The sequence below is a fragment of the Rhodococcus sp. PML026 genome, from assembly GCF_000963615.1.
Lineage (GTDB): Bacteria > Actinomycetota > Actinomycetes > Mycobacteriales > Mycobacteriaceae > Rhodococcoides > Rhodococcoides fascians.
On the sequence record NZ_KQ031370.1, the window covers coordinates 319,971 to 346,311 of the forward strand.

General features: G+C 64.1%; 27 protein-coding genes. 8 read left to right on the forward strand and 19 right to left on the reverse strand.

All coding sequences use genetic code 11. From position 1 onward, the window contains the following. Nucleotide 1: 1 nt before the first annotated feature. The 6 genes from VF34_RS06015 to VF34_RS06040 all read right to left on the reverse strand — a co-directional run bounded on the left by VF34_RS06015 (nucleotide 2) and on the right by VF34_RS06040 (nucleotide 5,621). Nucleotides 2-1,027, reverse strand: coding sequence for a phosphotriesterase family protein (locus tag VF34_RS06015; RefSeq protein WP_032400449.1), 1,026 nt, complete (start codon nucleotides 1,025-1,027; stop codon nucleotides 2-4). After that, entirely contained in the window at nucleotides 1,024-2,058 is a 1,035-nt protein-coding gene (locus VF34_RS06020) for an ABC transporter permease (protein WP_045841060.1), read from the reverse strand. The genes VF34_RS06015 and VF34_RS06020 overlap by 4 nt, the downstream gene beginning before the upstream one ends. Then, a complete protein-coding gene (locus VF34_RS06025) occupies nucleotides 2,055-2,840 on the reverse strand; it encodes an ATP-binding cassette domain-containing protein (protein ID WP_032392130.1) in 786 nt (261 codons plus the stop codon). The genes VF34_RS06020 and VF34_RS06025 overlap by 4 nt, the downstream gene beginning before the upstream one ends. Nucleotides 2,841-2,844: 4 nt before the next feature. Continuing rightward, entirely contained in the window at nucleotides 2,845-3,858 is a 1,014-nt protein-coding gene (locus tag VF34_RS06030) for a substrate-binding domain-containing protein (protein WP_045841061.1), read from the reverse strand. Next, nucleotides 3,855-4,640, reverse strand: a complete 786-nt coding sequence (locus tag VF34_RS06035; protein WP_231578193.1) for a carbohydrate kinase family protein — start codon at nucleotides 4,638-4,640, stop codon at nucleotides 3,855-3,857. The genes VF34_RS06030 and VF34_RS06035 overlap by 4 nt, the downstream gene beginning before the upstream one ends. Before the next feature lie 114 nt (nucleotides 4,641-4,754). Next, nucleotides 4,755-5,621, reverse strand: coding sequence for a BtpA/SgcQ family protein (locus VF34_RS06040; protein ID WP_231578194.1), 867 nt, complete (start codon nucleotides 5,619-5,621; stop codon nucleotides 4,755-4,757). 202 nt (nucleotides 5,622-5,823) lie between these two features. On the opposite strand from VF34_RS06040, the gene VF34_RS06045 reads away from it, so the two are divergent. Then, nucleotides 5,824-6,849 (forward strand): LacI family DNA-binding transcriptional regulator, encoded by a 1,026-nt coding sequence (locus VF34_RS06045; RefSeq protein WP_027495434.1) that lies wholly within the window; start codon nucleotides 5,824-5,826, stop codon nucleotides 6,847-6,849. Here the strand turns inward: VF34_RS06045 and VF34_RS06050 are convergent. From VF34_RS06050 to VF34_RS24915, 4 genes are read right to left on the reverse strand one after another with little or no spacing between them, the layout of a single operon-like run. Continuing rightward, nucleotides 6,810-7,892: a M20 family metallopeptidase gene (locus tag VF34_RS06050; RefSeq protein WP_045841062.1), complete on the reverse strand. Its 1,083-nt coding sequence runs from the start codon at nucleotides 7,890-7,892 to the stop codon at nucleotides 6,810-6,812. The genes VF34_RS06045 and VF34_RS06050 overlap by 40 nt on opposite strands. Nucleotides 7,893-7,922: 30 nt before the next feature. Next, on the reverse strand, nucleotides 7,923-8,756 hold the full coding sequence (locus VF34_RS06055; protein ID WP_045841063.1) for an alpha/beta fold hydrolase: 834 nt from the start codon (nucleotides 8,754-8,756) through the stop codon (nucleotides 7,923-7,925). 19 nt (nucleotides 8,757-8,775) lie between these two features. Next, nucleotides 8,776-9,993 (reverse strand): lipase family protein, encoded by a 1,218-nt coding sequence (locus tag VF34_RS06060; protein ID WP_045841064.1) that lies wholly within the window; start codon nucleotides 9,991-9,993, stop codon nucleotides 8,776-8,778. 9 nt (nucleotides 9,994-10,002) lie between these two features. Next, a complete protein-coding gene (locus tag VF34_RS24915; RefSeq protein ID WP_156158499.1) occupies nucleotides 10,003-10,380 on the reverse strand; it encodes a hypothetical protein in 378 nt (125 codons plus the stop codon). A 555-nt stretch (nucleotides 10,381-10,935) separates the two neighbouring features. Between VF34_RS24915 and VF34_RS06070 the strand changes: the two genes are divergently transcribed. Beyond that, nucleotides 10,936-11,697: a tryptophan-rich sensory protein gene (locus VF34_RS06070; RefSeq protein WP_045841065.1), complete on the forward strand. Its 762-nt coding sequence runs from the start codon at nucleotides 10,936-10,938 to the stop codon at nucleotides 11,695-11,697. Here the strand turns inward: VF34_RS06070 and VF34_RS06075 are convergent. The 6 genes from VF34_RS06075 to VF34_RS06100 form a co-directional block, all read right to left on the reverse strand. Beyond that, entirely contained in the window at nucleotides 11,685-13,454 is a 1,770-nt protein-coding gene (locus VF34_RS06075; RefSeq protein ID WP_045841066.1) for an FAD-dependent monooxygenase, read from the reverse strand. The two genes, VF34_RS06070 and VF34_RS06075, sit on opposite strands and share 13 nt — an antisense overlap. Next, complete coding sequence (locus tag VF34_RS06080) at nucleotides 13,451-14,377, reverse strand: fumarylacetoacetate hydrolase family protein (RefSeq protein WP_045841067.1); 927 nt, start codon at nucleotides 14,375-14,377, stop codon at nucleotides 13,451-13,453. The genes VF34_RS06075 and VF34_RS06080 overlap by 4 nt, the downstream gene beginning before the upstream one ends. Nucleotides 14,378-14,404: 27 nt before the next feature. Then, entirely contained in the window at nucleotides 14,405-15,040 is a 636-nt protein-coding gene (locus VF34_RS06085) for a VOC family protein (protein WP_045841068.1), read from the reverse strand. A 130-nt stretch (nucleotides 15,041-15,170) separates the two neighbouring features. Beyond that, the gene (locus VF34_RS24265) at nucleotides 15,171-15,887 is read right to left on the reverse strand and encodes a TetR family transcriptional regulator (RefSeq protein ID WP_052718605.1); all 717 of its coding nucleotides are present in this window, start codon (nucleotides 15,885-15,887) and stop codon (nucleotides 15,171-15,173) included. A gap of 12 nt (nucleotides 15,888-15,899) precedes the next feature. Further along, the gene (locus VF34_RS06095) at nucleotides 15,900-16,685 is read right to left on the reverse strand and encodes an SDR family NAD(P)-dependent oxidoreductase (RefSeq protein WP_032392139.1); all 786 of its coding nucleotides are present in this window, start codon (nucleotides 16,683-16,685) and stop codon (nucleotides 15,900-15,902) included. Further along, nucleotides 16,682-17,662, reverse strand: coding sequence for an SDR family oxidoreductase (locus tag VF34_RS06100; protein WP_032392140.1), 981 nt, complete (start codon nucleotides 17,660-17,662; stop codon nucleotides 16,682-16,684). Before VF34_RS06100 ends, VF34_RS06095 begins: the two co-directional genes overlap by 4 nt. A 118-nt stretch (nucleotides 17,663-17,780) precedes the next feature. Here VF34_RS06100 and VF34_RS06105 point away from each other — a divergent pair, with 118 nt between their 5' ends. Together VF34_RS06105 and VF34_RS06110 are read left to right on the forward strand one after the other, a co-directional pair. Continuing rightward, entirely contained in the window at nucleotides 17,781-18,410 is a 630-nt protein-coding gene (locus VF34_RS06105; protein ID WP_045841069.1) for a TetR/AcrR family transcriptional regulator, read from the forward strand. 237 nt (nucleotides 18,411-18,647) lie between these two features. Then, nucleotides 18,648-21,005, forward strand: coding sequence for a transketolase-like TK C-terminal-containing protein (locus VF34_RS06110; protein WP_045841202.1), 2,358 nt, complete (start codon nucleotides 18,648-18,650; stop codon nucleotides 21,003-21,005). Nucleotides 21,006-21,017: 12 nt separating this feature from the next. Here the strand turns inward: VF34_RS06110 and VF34_RS06115 are convergent, their stop codons facing one another. Together VF34_RS06115 and VF34_RS06120 are read right to left on the reverse strand one after the other, a co-directional pair. Continuing rightward, nucleotides 21,018-21,224, reverse strand: a complete 207-nt coding sequence (locus VF34_RS06115; protein ID WP_045841070.1) for a helix-turn-helix domain-containing protein — start codon at nucleotides 21,222-21,224, stop codon at nucleotides 21,018-21,020. Further along, on the reverse strand, nucleotides 21,224-21,706 hold the full coding sequence (locus tag VF34_RS06120) for a DUF2975 domain-containing protein (RefSeq protein WP_045841071.1): 483 nt from the start codon (nucleotides 21,704-21,706) through the stop codon (nucleotides 21,224-21,226). The genes VF34_RS06115 and VF34_RS06120 overlap by 1 nt, the downstream gene beginning before the upstream one ends. 175 nt (nucleotides 21,707-21,881) lie before the next feature. On the opposite strand from VF34_RS06120, the gene VF34_RS06125 reads away from it, so the two are divergent. Further along, nucleotides 21,882-22,730 carry a GAF and ANTAR domain-containing protein gene (locus tag VF34_RS06125; RefSeq protein WP_197077436.1) on the forward strand — a complete coding sequence of 283 codons (849 nt, stop codon included), beginning with the start codon at nucleotides 21,882-21,884 and terminating at the stop codon, nucleotides 22,728-22,730. A 250-nt stretch (nucleotides 22,731-22,980) separates the two neighbouring features. Here VF34_RS06125 and VF34_RS06130 read toward each other — a convergent pair whose 3' ends face one another. After that, a complete protein-coding gene (locus VF34_RS06130) occupies nucleotides 22,981-23,643 on the reverse strand; it encodes a TetR/AcrR family transcriptional regulator (protein WP_032374898.1) in 663 nt (220 codons plus the stop codon). 160 nt (nucleotides 23,644-23,803) lie between these two features. Between VF34_RS06130 and VF34_RS06135 the strand changes: the two genes are divergently transcribed. The 3 genes from VF34_RS06135 to VF34_RS06145 are packed head-to-tail and all read left to right on the forward strand — an operon-like array spanning nucleotide 23,804 to nucleotide 26,339. Next, nucleotides 23,804-25,006 carry a cytochrome P450 gene (locus tag VF34_RS06135; RefSeq protein ID WP_045841072.1) on the forward strand — a complete coding sequence of 401 codons (1,203 nt, stop codon included), beginning with the start codon at nucleotides 23,804-23,806 and terminating at the stop codon, nucleotides 25,004-25,006. Next, the gene (locus tag VF34_RS06140; RefSeq protein ID WP_027495453.1) at nucleotides 25,003-25,200 is read left to right on the forward strand and encodes a ferredoxin; all 198 of its coding nucleotides are present in this window, start codon (nucleotides 25,003-25,005) and stop codon (nucleotides 25,198-25,200) included. Before VF34_RS06135 ends, VF34_RS06140 begins: the two co-directional genes overlap by 4 nt. Further along, on the forward strand, nucleotides 25,197-26,339 hold the full coding sequence (locus VF34_RS06145; RefSeq protein ID WP_027495454.1) for an NAD(P)/FAD-dependent oxidoreductase: 1,143 nt from the start codon (nucleotides 25,197-25,199) through the stop codon (nucleotides 26,337-26,339). The genes VF34_RS06140 and VF34_RS06145 overlap by 4 nt, the downstream gene beginning before the upstream one ends. Nucleotides 26,340-26,341: the final 2 nt, after the last annotated feature.

The following is a 26,341-nucleotide window of genomic DNA, read 5'->3' on the forward strand; positions in this document are numbered from 1 at the left end:
TCTATCCTTTTCCGGCGCTCTCGAAGAGCGACCTGGGGTTGTCCTGCATGAGCGAGGAGACGTGGTGTGCGTCCATTCCGCTGCGGACCAGCCGCGCTGCGAAAGAGACTGGAACGTAGGCCAATCCGTTGCCACCGAACTTGCGCAGCATCGACTTGAGAAACAGATCGTGACTGAGCAGCAACTGGGATCGATAGCCGCCACCGGCGAGGCCGCAGATCGCGAACGCCGTATCGGCGGGCGACGGCGACTGGCCCTCGCCTGCGAACTCGAAGGGCATGCCGATCATGTCGAACTCGAGGAAGACTCCGCGATCGGCGAGGGCGCACTGATAGTCGGGGTCGTCGCCCGAGGGGTCCATGTGGCAGAGCACCACAGCTGCCGGGTCGACACCCATCTCGTCCACGACGATGTCGAGGACTTGATGCCCTCTGCGTTGCCAGCCCGGGAGATGGACGAACAAGGGGACGTAGGTTTCTCTTTGGGCGATGCAGGCGGCTCTCAGCGCTTTGGCCTCGGCGTCGGTGAAGGACGGCGAAACGCCGATCTCACCGATCACCCCCGGCCGCGGCCCGTCGCCGGTGAATTCGGCGATGAGCCGGGCCGCGAGGTTGTCGATACCGAGCGCGGTGACCTCGGGCGGGTGCGTGGGTTCGAGATACCAGCCCGAACCCATGACGACGCGTACTCCGGACTCGCGTGAGTAGTGCTCGAGGATCTCGGGTCGCCGCCCGATGCCCGGCGGCGTGAGGTCGACGACCGTGGTACCGCCGTTGTCCGCGAACACTTTCAGGTCGTCGAGTACGGCCGCCGCGTCGTCCACTCGGCAGTTGTCTGCGCTGTGGTACGGGTTGTCGTGCAGCAGCCAGGCGCGGTCCGCCGATACCGGACCGGACAGCAACTGCGCCAGAGCCGGGTCGGCAGCTTCGGAATACGCGGTCGAGGCGTCGTTGTGCAGATGCTCGTGCGGTAGCACCAGTCCCAGTTCGCTGGAGTCGATCGGCCCGGTGACGGTCTGGACGATCATTGCTTACCCGGTGCGCTCTGCAGGTGCTTGAACAGCGAAGCCAGAGAGTGCCCGCGCATGTTGATCCAGATGGCGACGAGCAGAACAACACCGGTGATGATCGGTGTCAGGAACGGGCTCACACCGAGTAGCGTCAGGCCGTTGGCGATGATGCCGGTCAACACTGCACCTATGACGGTGCCGATGACCGTTCCCCGGCCGCCGAACAGGTTGGTGCCTCCCAACACCACTGCGGTGATGACGGTGAGCTCGAAACCATTGGCGGAGTTGGCCGATCCCGATCCGAGTCGTGCAGCGATCAATAGGCCCGCGATGCCCGCGGCGAGCCCGGTGAACACCAGGGTCATCATCAGCACGCGACGGGTGTTGACGCCGGAGCGTCGGACGGATTCGACGTTCGAGCCGATTCCGGTGACGTAGCGGCCGAATCGTGTGCGATTGAGCGCAACAGCGCCGACGATCACTACGGCCAGAGCAATCCATGCGCTTGCCGAAAAGCCCAGCCACGACGCCGTACCCAGTTTCGCAAAGGCGGTACCGGGAGTGATCGGTACCGAGAAGCCCTCGGTCCTGTACAACGCGATGCCGCGGATGATGGACAGGGTTGCCAGGGTGACGATGAACGGCGGAATGCCCTGATACGCGGCGAGCCAACCGTTGACCAAGCCCCATGCGGCACCCATCAGAGGTGCCGCAACGAACACCACCGAGGAGTCGACGCCGGCTTGGATGAGTTCGGCGCTCATCGCGGCGACGAAGGCAACCGTTGCTCCGACCGACAGGTCGATCTGACCGGTGGTGATCACGAACGTCATGGCGACGGCGATGATGAGAACCGGTGCGATCTGCGTCGCGAGATTCGAGATGTTGGTGAAGGTCAAGAACGAGGACGTCGTCACCGAGAACACCAGGGCCACTGCGACGGTGACCGCCAGCATGGCCAGGGTGGGTTTGTTGGTCTGCTGCCACAGAGTCGGGCGAGCCGCGAGTTTCTCTACGTCCGGCTGGGCTTTCTTGTCCACGGTGATCATGGGCGGCCTTCCGGCGAGGAGGGTGAACGCTGGGGAACCGGCGTGCGCGTGATCAATCCGACGAGCGACTCGATGTTCAGATCGCCGATCGGAACATCGTCGACGCTCTGCCCCTCGTACATGACGGTGATGCGGTCGCAGACCCGGAACAGGTCCTGTAGGCGGTGCGTCACCAGGATGACTCCGACGCCTTGGGCTGCGACGTCGGTGATGAGCTTGAGGACCGATTCGACCTCTGCCACAGCAAGAGCGGCGGTGGGTTCGTCCAGAATCAACACGTCCGGTCGAAACGAGACCGCGCGTGCGATGGCTACCGTCTGGCGTTGCCCACCGGAGAGTTGCCCGATCTCCTGGTAGGTCGACTTCACCTTCACGTGTAGGTCCGCCAGAATCTTGGCGGAACGTTCGTGCATCCCGTGGCGATCGAGGAACGGCCCCTTGCGTGGCTCGCGGCCGAGGAACAGATTGCTTGCGACGTCCAAGGTGTCGCACAGGGCGAGGTCTTGGTAGACGATGCCGATTTTTTTCTGTTGTGCGTCCAGCGGTGTCGAGAAGCGCACGGGTTCTCCGTTGACGCGCATCTCGCCACCGTCGTGTTGGACGGCACCGGCAAGGATTTTCATGAGCGTCGACTTGCCGGCGCCGTTGTCTCCGACGACGCCGAGTACTTCGCCGCGGGCGAGTCGAAGGTCGACTCCGCGAAGCGATTTCACCGGGCCGTACGATTTGGTGATTCCCGAGAGTTCGATCAGTGGCGCGACCGTCAGGTCTTGTTGTGCCATAGGGCTACTTCTCCAGGTAGTACATGTAGTCGCCGACGTTCTCCGGAGTGACGATCTGGGTCGGTACCGGGATGTCAGCGGGTGCGGTCCGTCCGCAGCCGAGGTCGATGGCGGCATTCATGGCCTCGTAGCCGAACTCGAAGGTGTTCTGCTGCACGACGCCTTTCAGCCACCCTGCGTTGAGAGCTGAGACGGCCTGATCGGACAGATCCCAGCCCACGGCCTGAATTCGGTCCTGCGCGTTCTGGCTGTTCACTGCGGCGACCAATCCGATCAGAGCAGGCTCCCCGGTGGCGTACACGTACTGCATGTCCGGGTTGCCGGTGAGCAGGTTCTCGGCTGCGGTCTGCGCGTTCTCCTGGATGTTGCGGCCGTCGACCACGGTGCCGACGGTCATCCCGGCCGCCGAGACGGTATCGGTGAAGCCCTTCTGACGTTCGAGCTGGATGGTGCTGTTGAGTGCGCCGACGATTCCCACGGTGCCGGTGTTGTTCGCCAACGCAGTAAGAGTGTTGCCGATCTGAACGCCGCCTTCGGCGTTGGCGGTGCCGACCTGCGTGTCCACGGCAGGATCGTCGACGGTGGCGTCGACTGCGACGACCGGGATGCCCGCAGCATCGGCCTTGACGATCGACGGCTTGATGCCGTCCGTGTCGATGGCATCGACGATGATCGCGTCGACGCCCGAGGCGATGAGATTGTCGAAAGCGTTGGCCTGGCTGACCGAGTCGTCGTTACCGCTGATGATCTGCAGCTCTACGCCGGTCTGGTCCGCGATCTTCTGGGCAGCATTGTTGATCTGATTGAAGAACAGCGCCTGCAGGTTGATGGTGACGAGACCGACCTTGAGGGCACCGTTCTTACCGTCGCACGAATCGGCGACGCGGCTCGGATCCGGGATGCTCGACGCGGCTGCGTCGGTTCCGCCCGCGGTGTCGCTGCTGGATGCGGAATCGCACGAGGTGAGGGTGAGCGCGAGTGCGGCACCGAGAACGAGGGGGAGTGCGCGTTTGATCATCGGGTCTCCTGGAGATCGACAGTGGCGAGGGTGGAGGTGAAGTCGGCGAGTTCGGTTGGAGTGGGGCATCCGCGTGGTCCGGCTGTAGCGCAGGCGAGTGCTGCCGAGATTCCCGCCATTCGGGCTGCGTGGATAGGGGGTTCGCCCGCGTCGATGAAGGCGATGTAGGTGCCGCAGAAGCAGTCTCCGGCTCCGACGGCATCTATGACGTCGACCGATACTGCCGGTTCTGTGATGGTCTCACCCGAGGGTGTGACCAGAGTCCACCCGCGTTCGCCGTCGGTGACGACGAGGTGGGTGTCGTGCTCGGCGGTCAGTATCGGCCACCGTTCGGCTGGGATGCCGAAGCTGTTCTGCCACAGACTGCGTCCGACGATGACGTGGTCGGCAAGGGCGAATGCGTGCAGTGCGGCGTCGACGTCGTCGCAGCCGTCGAGGTCGATGGCGAGGCCGACGTTGTCGGGGAGCGTGGGTGGGAGCAGCGATGCGCGGTAGCCGTCGAGGAACACGCGTCCACCGTCGATCGAGAGCTTGTCGAGGACCGTGCGTAGTCTGCCTGCGTCGTTGGCGTCGTCCTGGCTGATGATCGATCGGTCCCCGCCGTCGGCGATGAGAACCACTGCGGTGGAAAGGAATGCGTCGCGCGGTGCCCAGCTGGTGTCGACTCCGTCGCGTTCGAGGGCCGCGAGGAATTCGGAGGATCGAATGTCCGGGCCCACCGCGCCGGCGAACGCGACGCGGGCTCCCATGCGGGCTGCCGACACCGCGGCGTTGGCATTCATGCCGCCGTCGATCTACTCGACCGTCGTGGCCTGCACCCTCTCTCCGAGGGCCGGAACATGCGGAACATGAACCGTCACATCGTTGTTGGCGTAGCCGAAAAATACGATCATCGTCTACTTCCCGGCTGCGCGGGACACGTCGCGAACCTTCTCGCCGGAGACACGGCCCCACCAGCGTGCGTTCTCCTTCACCGAAGAAGCGATGATGGCACCGTCGCATCCGTTCATCAGGTCGGCGACGTTGGCCGCCGTGATTCCCGATCCGATGATGACGGGGAGGACCGTGTTGTTCTTGATGACCGACACCTCGTCGACCGAGGCGGCGTCACCGGTTCTCGAGCCGGTGGCGATGAGGACGTCTGCGTCGAAGAATTCTGCGTCCTCGGTCTGTTCGGCGATGGTGCGATCGGCAACGATGGCGTGGGCACCGTGCTTGACGTGAACGTCGGCGAAGATCTTGACCGGGTCGGCACCGATGCGGTGGCGAAAGCGGGTGGTCTTGGCTGCTTGGCCTTCGATGAATCCCTCGTTGGCGATGTAGGCGTTTGCCCACTGGTTGACCCGCACGAAGCTTGCTCCGGCGGCCCACGCTGCGGCCACGCCGCATTCGCCCGCGTTGGACAGGATGGATACTCCGACTCTGCTGCCGAACTCACCGACGACGGAGGCGGTGACGACACCCATGCTGGCCGCTGTTTCGTATCCGTGCTCTCCGGGCTTGAGGAAAGGTATGTCCCAATGATTTTCGACGATGACGCCATCGAATCCGTTGTCGATGTACGCGTGCGCCTCCTCCACGGCGAAGGCTGCGATCTCGGAGACGGGCTGGCCCTTGTAGTGCGGGCTGCCCGGTAATGCGGGCAGGTGGATTGCGCCGATGAGTGCGGGTGCGGAGGTGAACATCTCGGCCAGCGCCGACGGCTTGGTCGGAAATACCCCCAGCGCGGCTGAGGGGTTCGGATCCGACGGGGACGTACTCACGTAAGGAGCTCCTCTGGTGTGGGCGTCGACCAAGGCGATGTAATCGATTGCCTCGTATGTATGCACCGTAGGGGATCGACACCGGGGCGTGTCAAGGAATTCTTGAGTCGTTTATGTAAACGATTACCTCTACTGTGTAAACAGCATCGCAAGCGACCGTGCGGTTCGCTAGCCTCGGTTCACACGCGAGAGTAGGAGTTGGATGCGCAAAGCAACCATTCGTGACGTCGCGGAGCGCGCGGGCGTCTCGACAGCCACGGTGTCTCGGGCGCTCTCGGGGTCACGTCCGGTGTCGGACGACGTTGCCGCGAGTATTCGGCAGGCGGCGGCCGAACTCGGCTATTCGGGCAACATCATCGCCAGCTCTCTGCGCCGCAACCGCACGGACACGGTCGGGATGGTGGTGCCCAGTATTGCCAACCCGTTCTTCACCTCGCTCGTCGTCAACGTCGAACACGTTCTCTCGCAGCGTGGACTGCAACTGTTCCTGTGCGATTCGCGATCGGATCCTGAAGTAGAGGCGCAACGGCTACGTAGTCTGGTCTCGCGTCAGGTCGACGGCATCATCATCAGCCCGTGCCATGGAGAACGTTCCGCCGAGGCCGTTCGTGCGTCGGCCCGTGCGATCCCTGTGGTTCAGCTCGACCGCTTCGCTCTCGATACTCATACCGATTGGGTCGGCGTCGACGATGATGCCGCTCAGGGTCTGATCATGGATCACCTTGCTGCACAGGGGGTTCGGAGTGCCGCATTCATCAGTTCCGAGCTGACCAATTCGTCGACGGAGTTGCGGCGGGCGGGCTTCTTCCGCCATGCCGAGCGCGTGGGGATTCGGACGCGGGACGAGTGGACGTTGTTGGGTGATTATTCGATCGACTGGGGGCGTGAGTCGTCGCGCTCGATCCTCGCTTCTCCCACGCGGCCCGATGCGGTGGTGGGTGCGGACGACCTGATCGCCCTCGGGGTGCTGCAGAGCTGCCAGGCTCTGGGATTGTCGGTCCCGGGCGATGTGATGGTCACCGGGTTCGACGACATTCCGTTCTCTGCATTGAGCAATCCGCCGCTGACCACCATCCGGCAACCGCAGGAACGAATCGCTGCGGAGGCCACTCGACTGCTGGATCAGGCCATGAACAGCGATCACACCGGCACTGCGCACATCGCGTTGCAGCCGGAGTTGGTGGTCCGTCAGTCGACGGTCGGCCACGCACGCGTCGCCGCGGTGTAGGCGACGATCGCCGCGTCGAGTTCGTCGAGCGTGACGGTTTCGTCGGCGGCGTGCATCAGGGCCGGCGTCCCCGGACCCCACACGACGATAGGGGCACCGGGAGCCGCAGCCGCGATGATGGACGCGTCGGTGAAGTACGTGACCGGTTCTGTAGCAACGGTATGCGGAAGGCCATCCACCCATCGGTCGCCTTGCGGTGTGCGAACTCCGGGCAGATCGATGCGAGCGTCGGCGTGATCGACCTCGGGTTGATCGCGCCACCAGGACAGCAGTGCCGAGCCGTCCCCGACGGTGCGATGGTCGACGACGACATGTGCGGTGTCGGGAACGATGTTGGGTGCTGAGCCGCCGTCGATCAATCCCACGTTGAACGTTTCCGCGCCCAGGAACTGATCCGTAGACAGCGGGAGTTCGGTGCGTGCCCGGGCCAAGACGTCGACCAGCTTCATGATGGCGCTCTCGCCCCGTTGTGGAGTGCTGCCATGTGCTGCAATGCCTTTGGTGGTCACATCGACCCACAGTGCTCCTCGATGCCCCAGGTGTACTTGGTTCCCTGTCGCCTCGGGCACCACGACCGCTCCCACGGCGCAGTCGGCGACGGCGTGGCGGGCGGCACGCGCACCGAGTGACCCGATCTCTTCGTCGCTGGTGAGCAACAGGGCGGCAGGAACCCCGTTGTCGAAGGCGTCCATCACGGCAGCGGTGGCGGCAACAAGCCCGGCCTTCATGTCCGAGGTGCCGCGGCCACGGAGTACACCGTGTTCGATATCCGCGGCGAAGGGATCGAACTGCCAATTCGACAGATCACCCGCCGGAACGGTGTCCACGTGGCACGCGAACATCAACCGCGTCGCCGTCGGTGGGGAGGTATTGGTGATCAACAGCCACGGGTGGGGACCATCCGGATCGCCGTCGATGGCAAGGTCACCGACGCGAGCCCTGAGGACGGACACGATCGCGTCCATCGAGGAGCGCTGAGGGCGGGGATCACCCGACACAGTGGGCTGGGTGACCAGTTCGGTGAGAAGTCCGACGGAATCCATGACTCCAGTATGCCCGTGGCCGCAGGGCACTTACGACGCGTTGGCGATGATTGCCTGCGCGGCCTCGGTCGGTGCCTGAGTCGGGATCCAATGTGTCACTCCGGCAAGGACGGTCAGGGTGTAGCGGGCATCGACGTACTGCTGTGCGCGTTCGACGGCCGAGCGGCCGATGAAGGTGTCGCCGTCACTCCACACCATCGACGTCGGGACCGTGATTCGCAGTCGACCGATGCCCGGGTTCGAGAACGGCAGTCCGCGATACCAGGTGACAGCGAAGGGAAGTGCGCCGTATTCGACGATGTCCGTGCGCGTGCGCTCCAGGTCGTCCGCATTCATACCGCTTTTCTCATACCACTTTTCGGCCCTCTGGCCAGGCTGTGTCATCCATTTCTCGGGGAGCACCGGCAGTTGGAAGAATGCGAAGTACCAGGAGTGCAGAATTTGTCGTGAGGTGAGCAGAGCCGTCATGAACGACCCGGGATGCGGGACGGAGAATGCCGTCAGCGACGACACCAGATCGGGGCGTCGGCCTGCGGTGACCCACGCGATCATCGCTCCCCAGTCGTGGCCGACCACATGCACCGGGGCACCGATTTCGTCGATGAGGGCCACGACGTCGTTGACGAGCGCACCGACGCGATAGTCGCGTCGGCGTTTGGGTCGGGCACCCGGCGAGTACCCGCGCTGATCGGGCGCGATTGTTCGGAACCCCGCCTCGTTCAGCTGGTCCATCACGGCGGACCACGACGCGGCTCGTTCGGGAAAGCCGTGCAGCAGCAACACAATCGGTCCGTCCAGAGGTCCCTGGTCGAGGACGTCGAACTCGAGTCCGTCATGGGTGTAGCGTGCGATCCTCTCGCTCACCGAAGAATCCTTTCGTTGGTCAGCACGTGCTGGGAACCGATGCACCGGCGAATTCGGCGACGAGGAATTGCACGGCCGCGTCGACGCTCACATTGTGTCCCTGCTCTGTTTGTTCCTGAGCGACAACCCGATCGCCGAGCGCACACGCTGCGCGGACGGCGTCGGCCGTCCACTGCGGTAGCACGATGTCGTCGCGCGCACCGTAGGCGACGAACATCGGCACGGTGGTTCGTACCTGCGGGAGGGTGTAGCGGCCGATCAGATCGAACAGCTTCTGTTCTGCCTCGGGGGATCTCGGTGCGAACTCCGTCGGTGCCATCTCGCTGACCGCGCGCTCCTTGGTTGCGGTGTTCGTGCCCTGGCACGCGAGTAGCAGTTCTGCGTTGGTCTGGGCCACCGTGCCGCTGTAGTCCCGAGGGTCGAGGGTGGGATCGACCTGTTGCGCCCCGTAGAGCAGGTATGGCAGCAGCCCTTTCTGCGGTGTGGTCAGGGTGCCGTCCCTGGTGGCACGCGCCAGCGGTGTCAGATCCGTGGGCGGGGACAATGAGACCGAGGCGATCAGTTCCAGCCCTTGCCCATAGCTGGAGTTCAATTCGTTTGCAGCCCAGGCGGCTTGCCCGCCCTGCGACAGTCCGACGGCCGCCCACCGAGCAGAGGTCTCGGGCAGGGCGTCGTGGACGGCGCGAGCCGCGTCGATCATGTTGTGCCCCGCAGTGCGCGGCTCCAGGTACGGGTGGGTGCCGTCTCCGCTGCCGAGTCCTTGGTAGTCGGGCAACACCGTGACGTAGCCGAGTTCGGTGAAAGCCTCGACCGTGGAGTCCAATCCGAGTAGGTCGGGGTAGAGGGACGGTCCGCAGTCGGCTTGTACGCCGGTGGTGCCGTGGCCGTAGACGACGATCGGCCATCCACCTGCCGGAGGTGTACCGGGCGGAACAGCGGCGACACCGGAGACCGCAGTCGCAGAATCATCGACACCGGATGTCGACTCGTACACGAAGCGATAGACGGTCGCGCCCGTCGCAGTGAGTGTGGCCGACCGGGACCCGAAATCCTCCGATTCGAGCAGCGTCCCCGCAGTGCCCGTGAGCTCGTACCCCGACTGTGCTGCGGACGTCGTTGCGGGCGCGGGCGAGTCGGGCACAGCGGGCGGCGAACTGCATCCGACGGCCGTCAACAGCGTGAGCCCGCACGCAGCTGCGAAGACTCGACGAGACGACAGGGCAATGGATGCGGGCATGTCGCGTGTCTACCAGAACGCAGCCAACAACTCCTCGGTCGCCTGCAGCGGCGCATATCCGTCGGGAATGACGCGACGGCATCCGTCGAGTTCGATGGTGAAATTACGAATGTTCGACGGCCGGTCAGCAACATACGTCGTCACCGCCGTCCGTGTCGCGGACATCGAGCAGGGTCCGGCGGGCGGCAAGTCCTCGATCGATATCCCGGTCTCGCCGGTGACTCCGGTGAATTCGGCGCCGGAGAACAAGCAGTACATGTAGCCGATGGTCAGACCCGCTGCGCGCTCACTGCCGAGGAGAATCTCGGAGTAGTGGGGGGAGCAGCTCGAGACTCGTTGCCGGTCGTAGCCGATCACCGATACGTCGTGCTCGAATTCGGTAACCATATCGAGTGTCCGAATTTCGGCGATGGCGCTGTGATTCGGCAGCCCGCATTCGCCAGTAGGGAGAGTCGGTTCCATTGCGCGCCCTCGGTTGTCGACTAGCCATATCTGTGGTGGCTCGACGACGCTGTATGTCGGGCAATAACCGCGGATCAGCATGCTTTCGGACGGCGCGTTGAGTAGGCGGATCACCTCCGTGAGGTCGCCTTCGTATCTGTGCTCGCGGTACGGCACGGTGTCGGGGGCGACCCCCTCGTCGATTTGGTCGCAGACGATCGCGGCTACTGGAACGAAATCGTCAGGCACCGTCCCAGGTGTGGGCCGAGGGGATCTCGGCCGCGGCTCGTCTATCTGGGGCCCTCGGTCGCACCGAAATGCCTCTGCAGATCCGATTACGGCGACGATTCGGTGGGGACTCAGCGACGCCGGCGACGCACAGGTGACTGCGGTGATGGCGACGAGCATCAGTCCCACCGTCCATCGCCATGTCATCAGCACAACGTAGCGGCATCGCAGTTCAGGGTTTGTCGCTTCTGATTTTCGGGGACTATCGCAGCCATGAGGATTGGCGTCGTTGTCAGTGCGGTCGTAGCGGTTGTGGTGTCGTTTCTCGGCTCCGGCGCGTGGGTAGGGACGCCCATTGCCGAGGCGGCCGGCGGGGCGCTCGGTGCGACGTCGACGCTGGTGGCTCCCGCTAGTCCCGCGTTCTCGATCTGGTCGGTGATCTACACCGGTCTCGTTGTCTATGCCGTCTGGCAGTTCCTACCCGGTCGAACTGCACGTCACGACGCCTTGCGGGCACCGGTCATCGCGTCGATGTTGCTCAATCCGGCGTGGATTCTCGCGATTCAGTTCGGGCAGGTGTGGCTCAGCGTGGTGGTCATCGTCGCGTTGTTGGTTGCTCTCGTGCGCGTGTTCGTACTCCTGCAACAGCAACGCCCGGAATCCGTGGCCGACGCGGTGATCACCGACGGCACGATGGGTCTCTACCTCGGGTGGGTGTGCGTGGCCACCATCGCCAACATCTCGGCGTGGTTGGTCGATCTCGGAGTCACCGGTGGCGCGACGGTCTGGGCAGTCGTCGTACTGGCCGTCGCAGCACTGGTCGGGGTGACTCTGGCGCGCTACTCGAACGGAGCGATCGCTCCGATGCTCGCCATCGTGTGGGGACTGGGATGGCTGGCACAGGGGCGTCTCGGCGGCGAGCTGGCGAACGCCACGGTCGGATGGACGGCTGTATGTGCCGCAGCGATCGTCGCCGTCGTGACGGTGGGAATCAGGCTCCGATCACGGCGGTCGACGGTCCGTCAGGCGGCGTAGTACCTCCGCCACTGCGTTTCGAGGAAGTCGGACAGCGAACTCCCCGAATCGTTGGTACGCCAGGCGACGTGACCGTCGGGTCGGACGAGGACCGCTCCGGTCTCACCTACCTCGTACAGCGATATCAGTTCGTTGCGATCGACGCCGACGGGTGCGTCCAGCACGACGAGCGACATACCCGGGCGTGCATCATGCATACTCTCCACCACCGGCTCCCACGCAGAACCATCGAACGTGAACAGCGTCAACATGTTCGGGTCCAACACGTCGTGCGGCGAGACGAGTTGCCCGTCGACCGAGACGAGCGCATGCGGCAATCGCGCACCGGGGTACGTGGTGGGCACGTAATCGACAACATCTTCCACGGGCTTCGTCGACGCGTCCTGGGCGATCAGCGGACTGTCGTAGAGGTAGCCGAATTGCAGGCCGGTGGAGACGAAATGCTCCAACTGCAGTGGAATCGCCGCGGCAATTCCGGCACGCAGTTCCGCCGACCCGGGGACGTCCGGGCGCAGGCTTCGTGACCGACTCATCTGCTTGCGGGTTGCTGCAGCCGCGATGGGCGCGATCAGTCTGCCCGGAATCTTGTTCAGTGGTGCCCGCCCCACCGCCTGAGTTGCCTTGGCCAGCATGGCGTTGGTGATCCCAACGCGCTTGCCGATGTCGTCCATGCGGAAGTGGTTGGCCACACTCTGTTCGGCGAATTTCTCCACCACGGGCCGACGCTCGGTGTCGTAGGTGTCCAGCAGCTCCGGGCCTGCCGCACCAGAGAGCACGGCATCGAGCTTCCACGCGAGGTTGTGGGCATCCTGCACTCCCGAATTGAGCCCGAAGCCGCCGGTATGCGGGAAGCGGTGAGCGGCATCGCCCAGCAACAGCAGCCGATCGTGGCGAAAGGTGTCGGCCGTCTGTGACGTCATCACCCACGTGCCCGTCGACTCGAGCGTGAAGTCGTTCGTACCCAACGCCTTCGGTAGCGTCTTCTCCCAGAATCGGCGGCCGTTCCTGGCGATCTCCTGCGCCGGGTGCAGATAGGCCGTCATCAGGATGTAGCGGTGGTCGGCGTGCGAGATGAGCACTCCGCACAGGTCCGGGGTGTAGATCCAACTCAACAGCGGACGCGCGTCGTCGGGAAACAGTGTTGTCGACGTGAAGAACGCACTGCCCATGTTGGCGAGTACCGGTCCGGTCAGCGATATCCCGGCCGCGTCGCGGGTCGCGCTGTTGGCACCGTCGCAGGCGAGGACATACGGCGCATGTACCTCGGCGGCGTCACCCGTGAGGGTGCGGAAGGCGATGCGCGCGTCACCGGAGTTCGATTCGACCGATTCGACGGAGACTCCGCGGCGAAATTCGATCAGCGGTTCGGCGTCCACGGCGTCCCACAGCACGGGCATCAGAATGTGCTGGCCGATGTGCGACACCATGTACGGGCTCTGGCTTTCCACGATGGCTTTGCGTTCGGGATCGGACAGCAGATCGATCGACCCGATGGCGTCACCGGCCAGGTCGCCGTACCAGCTGATCAGATTGACCTGTTCGTGCGGAGGCGACATCGCCGCTATGGACTTGGCCAGTTCGGGGCTGTACTCGTTCCAGATCTCCAGCGTCCGAGCATTGATGACGTGAGCCGCCGGATGGAACAAGGGACTGGTTCGACGCTCCAGCAATACCGTTCGAATACCCCTGCGTGCCAGCAGAAGCGCTGCAGTGGTACCCGCCGGGCCGGCACCGATGATGACGACGGGAGTGCTCATCGGACGACGGTTTCCTGGGTCCCCAGGTCGATCGACCCGTCCGGAGTGCGGATGGTGGCAGTGACGACGTCGTCGACCGAGAGGTACTTCGGGTTTTTGGATTGGCGTGCGAAGAAGAACTTCCACTTCAGCGCAGGCGGGATGAGTTCACCGATCTTCTGGATCGCTTTGGGCGGCGCGGAGATTGCCGTGCCGATCGGAGTTCCGGTCAACATGACGTCGCCTGCGGTCATGTTCTGAAAACGGGCCAGTCTGGTGAAGGCCTCGGCGGGCGGCGTGATGAGGTCGTCGCCGATGGTCTGGTCCTGACGGATTTCCCCGTTGACCGCCAGTGTCATGCGTAGCTCGGGCAGTCGTCGCAGCTCGTCGTTGTCGAGCAGCACCAGCCGAGGGCCCAGTGGAGTGAAGGTGGGATACGACTTGCTCTCGTACACCTGCACTTTCGTCAACTGGATCTCTCGAGCCGACACGTCGTTGGCCACGACGAATCCGGCCACGTAGGACGCGAGGTTGTCGTCGGTGACGGTTGTCCCGATGGGGATATCGGCACCGACCACCACGCCCAGCTCGATTTCGTAGTCGAGCAGAGCTACCTCCGGTGGCTGCCGAATGGGATCGTTCGGGCCACTGATCGACGCGGACGACTTGCGAAAGAACGTCGGCTGCAGGGTTTTCGGGTCCGAACCGGCGTCGATCGCATGGGATCGGTAGTTCAGCAACTGCGCCACCACTCGGCAGGGTGCGGTGATGGGCGAGACGAGCCGGAGCTCGGCGACGTTCGTCCCGACCCCCGACGCGGCGTCGATAGCCGACCGGTCGGCCAGTAGCTCACGGGTGGTCTGCGCAGCGGTGTCGATCTTGACGGCCTGGTCGCCGTCGAGACGCCACCAGCCGTCCGTGGTCCGAATGATGTTGATGGGCATAGCTTTCGATCCCCCCCTAGCAATCGGTCACAAAGTTTTCGGTGTGATGGTCTTCTTGTTGGCGATCACCGGCCGGCCGGGCCTGGTTCCGGCCTCACGCTGCCGCAGTTCCTCGTGGGTCGCTCCGTTGCGGAGTCGGCTGAGGAGGTAGTCGGGGTCGATGTTGACGCCGATGGGATTGCGCGCGAATTCCTCGGTGAAGAAGAAGGCAGCGGTGTGGTCGGGGTCGAAGTTCTCCACTTGGAACTCGAGCCGAATGCCGTCGGGGTCCTCGTAGTACAGCGAGATCGTGGGTCCGTGGTTGATGGACCACACCGGGAGGATGCCCTGGCGCTTGAGCCGCACGTAGTTCTCCAGCAGTCGTTCCAGCGATCGGAACGTCAGGGCGATGTGATCGATGCCGTAGGCCTTGCGCCGCAGCTTGGCGAAGGGGAACAGGAACTTCACCGGCTTGGGTACGGCGATGATTGCGAGTCGATGCGACTCGTCGTCCCAGGTCAAGAACGTGATCTCGTCGTCCTGGTAGGCGATCTCGGCCCCGAACACGGTGCCGTACCAGCGCACCATCTCCTCGGTTTGCGCAGATTTGACGACCCAATGCGCGATGTAGTCGGGCGCGACCCGTTGCGTCTCGATCGTCGGTGCATCGTGCGTTGCGCTCATGAATCGACCTTTCGTCGCGATCGGAGTGTGATCCAGATTAAGTGCAGTTTGACTGTCAGTCAATAATTTGACTGACAGTCAGTAGATTGCGAGCGTCGAGCGATGCCGTAGGTGAGAAGACGTCCGGGAATCAGGCAGGCGGGATCAGAAGGTGAACGCGGCCGACGAGGGCCAGAGCCGTGTCGGCGTCGGCACCGTCGAACACTGCGGTGTGGATGCCGCGCATGGCACCGGTGAGCAGTCGGGCTGAGGCAGGGAGGTCCGTGGCGTTGTCGATCTGCCCTGCTTCGGCAGCGGCGCGGAGTAGTTCGGTGATGGCATCGACGAAGCTGTCGTGCCATCGCTCGGCTGTGCCTTCGGATTTCGGGACTCCGAGATTGCGGAACAGCACGTGCGTGCGCGGTGTCTCGTAGATGCTCTCGGCAGCTATTCGCAGAAATGTCTGCAGCTGCTCGAGTGGGGTGCTCGGCCAGCCGGCGTCCGCAGACCGTTCACGGATGCGTTCGATCAGAACGGTGGCGGCGTCGTCGACGGCGGCTTGAAAGAGTTGGCGTTTGTTGGGGAAGTGGTGGAAAGCAGTTCTGGGGGCCAGACCGCATTGCGCAGCGACACTTTCGATCGTGATGTCTGCATAGTCGGCGTGCCGAAGCAGCTCCTGGGTGGCCTCGATGAGGCGTGTCGGTGCGGGCCCGGGTTCGTCAGTGGTCGACGACCCGGCCCAGCGGTACAGCGTGGTGGTGTGGATGCCCAAGTCCGTGGCCACGGCTGTCGGGCTTTCGGAACCCCCGAATGCCCGTGCCACCGCCTCTCGGCGATCGGCGAGTGTGAATCTCGAGACCCTGGCCATGATCGTGACAGTCTAGTGCAGCATTCGTGCGAGGGCCGGGAGTAGAACTCGTGCGGGGACGATACCCGCCGTCGCCGCCTGCAGAGCATTGCGGCGACCCGAAATAACATGTGGCCGTGACCGTTTGGCGTCTAGTGCCTTCATGGCGGTGGCGACGACGTCGGTCGGTGTCTGGTAGGTACCGGTGGCTGTGGCCGAATCGCCTATGACGTCGAAGAATTCGGTGTGGGTGGGTCCGGGGTTGAGTGCGAACACTCTGACTCCGTGTTGCGCTGCTTCGTACCACAGCGACTGGCTGAAGCTCAGCACGAAGGCTTTGGCGGCCGCATACACGGCAAGAGTCGGGACAGGTTGGAATGCCGTCGTGCTGGCCACATTGACGATGGTGCCTGCTGTGCGGGCGATCATGTCCGGCAGGAACGCCGAGCAGATGTCCACGACCGCGCGGATGTCGACGGCGACGAGCCGCTCGAAATCGTCGGCGTCGCCGTCGACGAACGGTCCCTGGACCGCAAATCCTGCGTTGTTGACGATGAGGTCGATGCGCTCGGGAACGATGGCGCGGAGCCGCCGACCACTGGCCTCCTCCGACAAGTCCCAGGGCACTGTTCGGCAGCGCACACCGTAGGTCGATTCGAGCTCGTCTGCCAGCGCTGTCAGACGATCTTCCCGTCGGGCGACGAGCACCAGATCGGAGCCGCGGGCGGCCAGCACGCGCGCGAATTCGGCGCCTATTCCGGAACTCGCGCCGGTGACCAGCGAGCGGCCCGGACTGTATCGACCAGCTGTGCGGCTCATCGGTCCGAGCGCCCGAGCTCGGCGGCCGAGCGCCGGGCGAACTCCTCGTACGAGGTGGGTGGTCGTCCGAGCAGGGTCGGAAGAACCGTCAGGTCACCTGCGGGTAGGCCATGGCCGTCGTAATGGGTCATCATCGTGCGGTACGCCTGACGTGCGTCTTCCGGCCAATTCTTCATGTCGCGGGGGTTCGAAGCGGCCTGCGCGCCGCGAACGAGGTGCCCGAGCGCATTCAGTTTCGTCGATCGCACAGCGTGACCGATGACAGTGGGGAGTGCGGGTAGTACATCGAGCGAGTTGGTCAGCGACGAGGGCGGGATTCGGATTGCGGTAACCGGATGCCCCAGCACGCGCGACCAGATCTCGGCCATCTGGTGTCGGGTGAGTTCGACCGTGGACAGGTCGTAGGTGCGGCCGGTGTGCGGCGGCGGGTCGATCAGTACGTTCGCCGCGGCCTCGGCGACGTCGGCGAGATCGACGACCCCCATGACGCTGTCCGGCGACACCGGGTACGGCATGACGCCTGCCTGCAGGAACTCCCACACTTCCAGGTAGTTCTGCATGTAGTGCGACGGCCTGAGCGCCGTGGTGGGGATTCCGCTGTCGCGGAGCAGACCCTCGGCGATGTCCTTCTGGTGATGGTGTGTCAGCTGATGCAGGTCTGGATGGATGACGGAGTGAAACACGATGTGCTGCAACCCAGTTGCCGGCGTCGTCGCGATCAGGTGCTCGATGATCGGTCTTTCGTCGATGACCTGGGTCGGAGCCGCGTGATAGAGCGCGTCGGCCCCGGCCAGGGCTCTATCGAGCGTGTCGGGCGACCGCAGATCGCCCACGACGATCTCGGTTGCCCCGTCTCGACGGGTGGTCGCAGCCTGGCTGTCGTTCTTCACGACAGCGCGGACGGGCATCTTCTGCGCAGTTAGCTGCCGGACGAGCAACCGTCCGATCCCGCCTGCGGCACTGGTCACTGTGATCATCGCACCTCCTCGATGGTGAGCGCGGCAACTCCGGCTCGGTTGCATATATTGCAGAGGATCTGCACATAACGCAAGGGGCCGACGCAAAAGCCGCCTCGATCTGCATTAGTCTCGGACGGTGCCTTCGAACGACGTCGACGATGCAGAGCAGTCGCGGCGCGCCCGCCCACGTCGCGATCGCCGTCAGGCGTTGATCGACGCCGCGATCGAGATGATCTCCGAAGGTGCCAGCGCAGACATCAGCGCGGCGGCGATCTCGCGCAGAGCGGGTGTGGCGCACGGGTTGCTCTTCTACTACTTCACCGACAAGCAGGGCCTGGTGCAGGCCGCACTGGCCGACGTTCTCGGCAAGTTGTCCGACGCGCAGGGGCCTCAGTCCGAGGAGCGGACCGTCCGAGCTCGGCTGGAAGGATTTGTCCGACGGCACATCGAGTTTCTGCGGGATCACCGCGCGCTCTACCTGCGGGTGGTGCGCGAGGAGGAATTCGGTGAGGCAGGCGTCGAGAGCGCCCTCCGGCAAGCTCGGGCCGAGGGCGAGCGTCAGGTCGCAGCCCTGGCCGAACTCCCGGATCCGTTGCCGCCGCTGGTCGCTGTTGCTATTTCGGGGTGGACAGGCTTTCTCGATCGAACCGCCGACGCCTTCTTCGAGTCGGCGGATCTCGATCTGGACGAGTCGGTCGCGCTGATCGTCGACGCATTCGAAGCTGTCATCGATTCCGCGACTCGCCGAGGTGCCGGGCCGCGGTGATCAGGTCGACCAGAAACCGCAAAGGCCGATTCCGAAAATTGCGCAGATTGCTCAATGTCGATGACTTCTATTGCGCAGCCCGCCGGGTTCTGGTCGACTGACGCCGGTTGCATCACAGACGCGACTGACTCGGCGCTTCGCAATCCGAACGCTTGCCTCATGGAGTGACGGGACCCATCCGGTCCCGCCACGTCCACTCGATGCAATCTTTCGTCGCCTATTTCAGGAGTGCTCGCCATGACCAGCCTCAGCTCGACCTCCGGCAATTCGACCGACGGTGATTCGGTCACCGGAGGGCGCGAAACCCTGCACGACATTTCCGAGCGGGTGCTGTGGCTGTCGACGTCGATGATCCATCACGCCAACCGAATCCGACCCAATCCGACGGGTCTCAAGGTGGGCGGTCATCAGGCGTCGTGCGCGTCGATGGTCACCATCATGACCTCGCTGTGGTTCGAGCAGCTCGAAGCGGGCGACCGAGTGTCGGTCAAGCCGCACGCGTCGCCGGTGCTGCACGCCATCAACTACCTTCTCGGTGAGTTGGACGAGAAGTATTTGACGACGCTGCGCTCGTACGGTGGGCTGCAGTCCTACCCGTCGCGCGCCAAGGATCCCGATACCGTCGACTACTCCACGGGGTCGGTGGGTATCGGTGCGACGGCACCTATTTGGGGCGCGATGTCGCGTCGTTTCGTCGACTCCGCATTTTCCGCGGACACCCCGAGTGGGTTTCGCGGCCGGCAGTATTCGCTCGTCGGAGACGCCGAGCTCGACGAGGGTGCCGTGTGGGAAGCCGTCATCGATCCGGGCATCGGTGAGTTGGGCGAGATCGTCTGGATCGTCGACCTCAACCGGCAGTCCCTCGACCGAGTGGTGCCGAACATCGCCGCGCGTCGCCTCGAGAAGATGTTCGACGCGGCAGGCTGGCAGGTCATCACCGTGCGGTTCGGTCGGTTGCTCGAGAACCTCTTCGCGCGTACCGGTGGTGACGCCCTGCGGCGTCGCATCCTCGACATGCCCAATCCCGAGTATCAGCGGCTGCTGCGGTGCTCGGCGTCCGAATTGCGAGATCGACTGCCCGGCAACGGTTCCGATTCCACGGCGATCACTGCGCTCATCGGAGACCTCGACGATCTGATTCTCACCGAGTCGATTCGCAATCTCGGCGGCCATGATCTCGACGCGCTGCGCGAGGCCTACGCGCAGATCGACGACACCCGGCCCACGGTGATCATCGCCTACACAGTCAAAGGATTCGGCCTCCCCACTCAGGGGCATCCGCAGAACCACTCGTCTCTGCTGACTGTCGACGAATATGCGGCTCTGGCAGACACTCTCGGCACCGACGTCGGTTCGCCATGGGGCCGCTTCGACGACGCCACAGCTGCCGGGCAGTTGTGCGCCGATGTCGCCGAACGGCTGCGCCGCGAGCCGGTGCCCGTCTCGGCACCGCCTGCAGTTCCCACCGACATCGGCCGTACTCCCAAGGGCACGGCCACGACGCAGGCCGCGCTCGGCCGCACCCTGATCGACCTGACGCGTGAGGCCCCGGATGCGGCGCGGCGCGTGGTCACGGTCAGTCCCGATGTCAGCTCGACCACCAATCTCGGCGGTTGGGTCAACAAGGTCGGTGTCTGGTCGTCGTCGGAGCGGCACGATTGGTTCGGCGACGATGCCGAAACCATCATGCACTGGCGTGAGGGTCCCACCGGTCAACACATGGAACTCGGTATCGCAGAGACCAATCTGGTCGGATTGATGGGCGAGCTGGGTGCAACGTGGAGTCGGTGGGGAGAGCCGTTGTTCCCCATCGGGGTGATGTACGACCCGTTCGTCGAACGCGCCCTCGAACCGTGGTCGTACGGCATCTACGCGGGTGGTCAGTCGATTCTGGTCGGTACGCCGTCGGGTGTCACGTTGGCCGCGGAAGGTGGTGCGCACCAGTCGATCAAGACTCCGTCGATCGGTCTGGAGCAGCCCGGGTGCATCTCGTACGAGCCGGCGTTCGCCATCGACGTCGAGTGGACGTTGCTCGCCAGTATCGCCAAGTTGGGTCGCCCCGACGGCACCTCGGCGTACCTGCGCCTGTCGACCCGTCCGGTCGATCAGACGTTGGCCGACGTGCCCAGCGATCCGGCGGCCCGCGAACGCAGGCGCAAGCAGGTGGTGGCCGGCGGCTACCCGCTCGTCCGACGAGACGGAGCCACCGTCACGATCGCGGCGATGGGTGCGCTCATGCCCGAAGCTCTGGACGCCGCAGCACGTTTGGAGCGCATCGGCATTCTCGCGGACGTCCTGTGCATCACGAGCCCGGGCCAGCTCTACCGAGCCGTCCAGGCGCGGCAGGGGCACGGCGACGCGGAGTCGTGGATTCTCGATCAGCTGTTGCCGGCCGATCGGGCGACACCGATGGTGACCGTCCTCGACGGCCATCCGCACACGCTGGCGTTCCTGGCCACGGTGAACCGTGTGGCGTCGACGTCGTTGGGCGTCAGCAACTTCGGTCAGGTGGGCTCTCTAGACGAGGTGTACAAGCATCATCACATCGACACCGATTCGATCGTCGGTGCCGCTCTGGATGTCACCGGCCAGTAGTGCCGCGGGTGCTCATTCCTCCACCCATTCCAAGAGGTCTCCGGGTTGGCAGTGCAGCACCCGGCACATGGCGTCGAGGGTGCTCAGGCGTACGGCTTTGGCCCGTCCGTTCTTGAGGACTGCGATGTTGGCGGGCGTCAGCCCTACGCGTTCGGCGAACTCGCCGACGCTCATCTTCTGCTTGGCCAACTGAACATCGATGCGCACCACGATGGCCATCAGATGACCGCGTCCATGTCGCTGCGCAGTTCCGTGGCCTGCCTGAGCAGTGTCCTCATGACGACCATCAACAGTGCGGCGACGGCGACGATGACGACGAGTAGGAAGAGCAGTAGCGGCAGGCCTGGGTCGTCGGCCCCGAATCCGACGTAGAGGAACACCGCGACCAGCACCACCCAGGCCGCGACGATCGACCACGTGATCGTGTCGACCCACACCAACGAGGCGCGGGTGAAGATGGCATTGCGGTTCACCATCGTCAGCAGCTTCCATGTCGCGACCACGACCACCTGAATACACAGCACCCAGAAGATCGACACGATGGTCAGCGGCCATCGCAGGTACGCGGATTCGGGAGATTCCTGGGCCATGTGGGCGAACTGGCCGGGCAACGACATGACTTGCATCAGCACCAGCACCGCGAACAACGCGGCGAGAAACAGGCGAAGCAACAGGACTACCGCTCGATAACCACTCAGCATGTAGCGAGTATCAACAGGAATCTATCGAAAGTCAATAGATCAATGTGATGTCCGATTCATCCAGTTCGGGTTGACAGCGGGCGTACGGTTGTAACATTCGGCGAGGGCCAACGCCGCAGGGTGATCGTTCACGGCGAAGGGTGTGATGGCCGCACCGTATGGGGGTCGGGATCACGTGACCGGTGGAACGTCCGAGGGACCGCCGGAGGATTCGGGTGCCGAAGGAGCGGCCGCAGCCGCGTTCGACGAACAGATCGCGGCGGCACTCCCGAGGCGATCTCACATGCCGGGTGTGTCGACGTATTTCGCGGAAGACACCTTCGAGGCGCTCGACGTGTTCCGCGGAATATTGCTCGAGCACAGCCGATTCGAGACTGTGCTGCAGGGCCTGTGCGAGCAGGCCGTGGTGGCAATTCCCGGCGCTGATATGGCGGGAGTGACCCTGCTGCAGCATGATTCGGAGAATCCTGCCACCGCAGCATGCTCGGACGCGCGGGTGGTGGATATCGATGCCGACCAGTACCGAGCGGACGAGGGTCCGTGCCTCGAAGCGGCGCGCCACGATCGGATGGTGTGCGTCCGAGTCGACGAAATCACTACTCGCTGGCCCGCATTCGCAGCCGCAGCAGCAGACATCGGAGTGCAGAGTTACCTGTCGGCACCGCTGGCAGTCGATTCCGAGCATGCAGGCTCGCTCAACATCTACGGCTTCGATGCCGGTGGCTTCAGCGATATCGACGAAGTGGTGGTGAAGATGTTCGTCACGTCGGTCGAAGCGGCAGTATGGAATTCCCGGCACACGGCTGAGGCGAAGCAGGAAGTCGTCGGTCTTCGTGCGGCGATGGCGACCAGGGCCACCATCGAGCAGGCCAAGGGCATCCTGATGGCAACGCAATCTATGACTCCTGGGGCCGCGTTCGCCGCGTTGGTTCAGCAATCGCAGCGAGAGAACACGCGAGTTGCAGTGTTGGCGGCACGGATGGTCGATTCGGTCGTCGGACGGCAGGATGCCGAATGGCCGTAGTGTCGGGGTAGCGCGGTCCACCGAGCATCATCAATGGTTCAGCGAAGCCGAACGATTGACATCACCGAAGGTCGAGAAGGTCAAGGCCCATGACGGACACTCCGATTCACGACGAACTTCAGCACTTTCTCGACATGGATACCGGCGGGGGGAGTCGGAAGAACGAGCCCATTGCTCGGCCGGCACCGGCCCCGGCGGCCATGCACGGCCCACCCCGGCACCAGAGAGCCTGACGGCAAACCCAGGGGGCTCAGTGCGACGCAGTGGGGACGACGGCCGCGTGGACGTCGCCGCTGTAGGACGCAGGCAAGGGACTACTGCACAGTGTGCGTGCCTCGTCGGTCGAAATTCCGAGTGCGCGGAGCACTCGCTCGGTGGTGCCGTCGACCGTCGCCGCTTCGTCGCGGTCGGGCTGTGCGAGGAGCAGACGGCCCATGGAGAGCAGCGAACCGGCGACGATCGCGAGGGCGAGATCCGGGTCGTCGACGTCGAATCTCCCTTGCGCTGCGGCCGATTCGATATCGCGACGCGACCGTGGTGCCAGGCCACCGGCCGCGGCGAATGCGGCGGCCTCGGAGTTGAGCAGGACGCGGCTCAGTTGCGGTTCGAGGCGGAACAGGCGCCCGGACAGTCTGAACGATTGGGTGAATTTCTCGACCGGGTCCTCGAAACCGACGGTGAGCGAATCGAGGTAGTCGCCGACGGACTCGAGAGCGGCGTCGATGGCGGCCTGCCACAGTTCTTCTTTGCTCTCGAAGTAGTTGTAGAACGAGCCGTTGCTGACGTCGGCGGCCTGCGTTATTTCGAGCACGGGTGCGTTGGTGTTCCCGTTGGCGAGTAACCCTTGGGCGGCCTGGATCAGCGCGGCTCTGGTGCGTGCCTTGCGGCGCTCGACGCGGTTGCCTTCGGTCACGATCTGCTCCTGCTCTTTGGGTCAGTGAGCGCAGCCTATCGCGAATCAAGTATGACGAATTCGTCAAAAAGCCTTGACGTACGACCGTGCCATGAGTGACGATATCGTCAACACCCTGTGAAGGCAGGGGCCTCGACTTCCGGCAGCACCGAAGGATCCCATGACAACGAACGCGACGATTCCGCAGTACCGCACCGACCTGTACTCCACCGACGCGATTCTCGATCCGTACCCGCACTATGCCCGGCTGCGCGCGCTGGGTCCGGTGGTGTGGCTGCCCCGCCAGCAGGTGTTCGCCGTCTCGCGCTACGCGGATTGCAAGGCGGTGCTGCTCGACGACGTGACCTTCATCTCGGGTGACGGTGTGGCGCTCAATCCCGTCGCCAATCGGCTCGGCCGCGGAACGACACTGAACAGTGACGGCGACGAGCATGCGACCAAGCGATCGGTGCTCGCGCATCGGCTCACTCCGAAGGCCGTCCGAAAGATGAAGGCGGCTGTGGAGGAGAAGGCCGAGACCATCGTCGACGCGGCACTGAAGAAACAATTTGTCGACGGCGTGGACGATCTCGCGACAGCGCTGCCGATGTCGATCGTGCCCGATCTCGTCGGGTGGCCAGAGGACGGACGCGAGGATCTACTCCGCTGGGCTGGTGCGACATTCGACTCCCTCGGTCCCGTGAATCGACACTCGATCACCGCTGTCAAGGGTGCCGCAGAGATGCTTGCCTACTCGCGGCGCGTGGTGCGAGATCGATCGGTGATTCCGGGAAGTATGGGCGACGATGTTCTGAAGGCGGCCGACGACAACAAGATTCAGAAGTCGGCATGTCCCGCGTTGATGGTCGACTACCTCGGTCCCTCGCTCGATACCACCATCGGAGCGATTTCCGGGGCCCTCGACCTGTTCGCGCGGCACCCCGAGCAGTGGCAGGCGATCAGACAGGACCCGGACCTGATCCCCAAAGCGATCAACGAGGTCGTTCGATACGAGTCGCCGATCAGAGCATTCTCGCGTCGCGCGGTCCGTGACGTCGAGATCGACGGATCACGAATCCCGAAAGGTGCTCGTGTACTGGTGGTCTACGCGTCGGCGAACCGCGACGAGCGTGAATGGGACAACCCCGATGCCTTCGACATCACCCGTGACGCGGCGCGTCAACTCGGCTTCGGTTCGGGCGTGCACGGGTGCGCCGGCCAGGGGCTTGCTCGTCTGGAAGCCCAGACCATGCTCCGAGTGCTGGCGCAGCGGGTAGAGAAGTTCGTTCCCGCAGGAACACCCGTACGCGCTGTCAACAACGTCATTCATCGATACGAACGGTTGCCGCTGAAATTGGTGGCAGCAGAAGGGACACAGCCATGAGGATCGACGTCGATTGGGATCGCTGCGAGGGCCACGGCATCTGTGCCGAACAGGCACCCAAGGTGTTCAGCCTCGATGACGAGGGCGAACTGCACTACGCCTTCGATGGCAACGACATTCCCGACGACCTCGCGGCCTCGGCCCGGTCTGCGGTCGGCGTGTGTCCGGTGGCGGCACTGCGAGAACAGGCGTGAGCTCTCTCGAGAGCAGGATCGTCGTCGTCGGAGACTCCATAGCCGCGTGCACCGCTGTCCGCGAACTGAGGGCCCGCGGACACGAAGGTCCACTGACGATGATCGGGGCCGATGCCGACGGTTGCTACGCGCGGCCGCCGTTGTCCAAGCACGTGCTCAAAGGCGAAGCAGCCGAGGCGGAAACGTGGGATCTGTCGGACCTCGGGATCGAGGCGATCGGTGATCGGGCCGTGTCGGTGAATCCCGAGGCCCACACAGTCACGACCGCCGCCGGTACCGATGTTCCGTACGATCGGTTGATCGTCGCCACCGGAGCGGCTGCACGTCGCATTGCGGCTCCCGGGCAAAGGGGCGAGACGGTGCTGCGGACCTTCGACGATGTTCGGGCACTACGTCCGAAACTCGATGCGGCGCAGACGGCGATCGTCGTCGGTGCCGGATTCCTCGGCATGGAGGTCGCCAGTGCGTGCGTTTCTCGCGGAATCGCAGTCACCGTCGTGGACGTCGACCCTCCGTTGACACGGCTACTGGGTACCTATCTGTCCGACGCGATTACCGCGCGTGCCGAGGCCGCGTCGGTCGAGTTTCTCCGCGCGGACAGCCCGGTTACGTTGACGGGCAACCCCGTTACCGGGATCGAGTTCGCGGGCCGCATCCTCGACGCCAATGTGGTGGTCACCTGCGCCGGTGATGTGCCCGAGACGGAGTGGTTGAACGGCACCGGAATTGCCGACGATCGAGGTGTTGCCATCGACGAGCGCTGCGCCACAGCAGTTCCCGACGTGTTCGCCGCAGGCGACGTCGCGTATTCACGTGCCGGTTCCGGTCGAGCGCCGTTCTGGTCGAATGCCGTCGCGCAGGGCAAGGTCGCAGCGGCCTCCGCACTCGGCCTCGAACCCACGTGTGCGCCCACCGACAACTACTTCTGGACCGAGATTCTGGGACTGTCCATCAAGGTCGTCGGTCCTCTTCCGCTACTGGGTAATCCGACCGTGCTAGAGGGTTCCGTCGACGACGGATCGGCGCTGCTGCAGTGGAACCACGAGGACGGCCGCACGACCATCGTTGCCTACGGCATGAAGAAGGCCGTCGGCCTGCTCCGACGGCTTGCTCGCGACTCCGCTGTTCCCACTACGTAAGG

Coding starts and splice junctions, on each gene's coding strand:
- VF34_RS06120 (WP_045841071.1), bottom strand. CDS start 21,706: ATGCTGAGTGGTTATCGAGCGGTAGTCCTGTTGCTTCGCCTGTTTCTC.
- VF34_RS06060 (WP_045841064.1), bottom strand. CDS start 9,993: ATGCCCGCATCCATTGCCCTGTCGTCTCGTCGAGTCTTCGCAGCTGCG.
- VF34_RS06085 (WP_045841068.1), bottom strand. CDS start 15,040: ATGAGCGCAACGCACGATGCACCGACGATCGAGACGCAACGGGTCGCG.
- VF34_RS06030 (WP_045841061.1), bottom strand. CDS start 3,858: ATGATCAAACGCGCACTCCCCCTCGTTCTCGGTGCCGCACTCGCGCTC.
- VF34_RS06100 (WP_032392140.1), bottom strand. CDS start 17,662: ATGATCACAGTGACCAGTGCCGCAGGCGGGATCGGACGGTTGCTCGTC.
- VF34_RS06075 (WP_045841066.1), bottom strand. CDS start 13,454: ATGAGCACTCCCGTCGTCATCATCGGTGCCGGCCCGGCGGGTACCACT.
- VF34_RS06115 (WP_045841070.1), bottom strand. CDS start 21,224: ATGGCCATCGTGGTGCGCATCGATGTTCAGTTGGCCAAGCAGAAGATG.
- VF34_RS06020 (WP_045841060.1), bottom strand. CDS start 2,058: ATGATCACCGTGGACAAGAAAGCCCAGCCGGACGTAGAGAAACTCGCG.
- VF34_RS06025 (WP_032392130.1), bottom strand. CDS start 2,840: ATGGCACAACAAGACCTGACGGTCGCGCCACTGATCGAACTCTCGGGA.
- VF34_RS06110 (WP_045841202.1), top strand. CDS start 18,648: ATGACCAGCCTCAGCTCGACCTCCGGCAATTCGACCGACGGTGATTCG.
- VF34_RS06080 (WP_045841067.1), bottom strand. CDS start 14,377: ATGCCCATCAACATCATTCGGACCACGGACGGCTGGTGGCGTCTCGAC.
- VF34_RS06045 (WP_027495434.1), top strand. CDS start 5,824: ATGCGCAAAGCAACCATTCGTGACGTCGCGGAGCGCGCGGGCGTCTCG.
- VF34_RS06035 (WP_231578193.1), bottom strand. CDS start 4,640: ATGAATGCCAACGCCGCGGTGTCGGCAGCCCGCATGGGAGCCCGCGTC.
- VF34_RS06135 (WP_045841072.1), top strand. CDS start 23,804: ATGACAACGAACGCGACGATTCCGCAGTACCGCACCGACCTGTACTCC.
- VF34_RS24265 (WP_052718605.1), bottom strand. CDS start 15,887: ATGGCCAGGGTCTCGAGATTCACACTCGCCGATCGCCGAGAGGCGGTG.
- VF34_RS06070 (WP_045841065.1), top strand. CDS start 10,936: ATGAGGATTGGCGTCGTTGTCAGTGCGGTCGTAGCGGTTGTGGTGTCG.
- VF34_RS06095 (WP_032392139.1), bottom strand. CDS start 16,685: ATGAGCCGCACAGCTGGTCGATACAGTCCGGGCCGCTCGCTGGTCACC.
- VF34_RS06015 (WP_032400449.1), bottom strand. CDS start 1,027: ATGATCGTCCAGACCGTCACCGGGCCGATCGACTCCAGCGAACTGGGA.
- VF34_RS24915 (WP_156158499.1), bottom strand. CDS start 10,380: ATGGTTACCGAATTCGAGCACGACGTATCGGTGATCGGCTACGACCGG.
- VF34_RS06140 (WP_027495453.1), top strand. CDS start 25,003: ATGAGGATCGACGTCGATTGGGATCGCTGCGAGGGCCACGGCATCTGT.
- VF34_RS06050 (WP_045841062.1), bottom strand. CDS start 7,892: ATGGATTCCGTCGGACTTCTCACCGAACTGGTCACCCAGCCCACTGTG.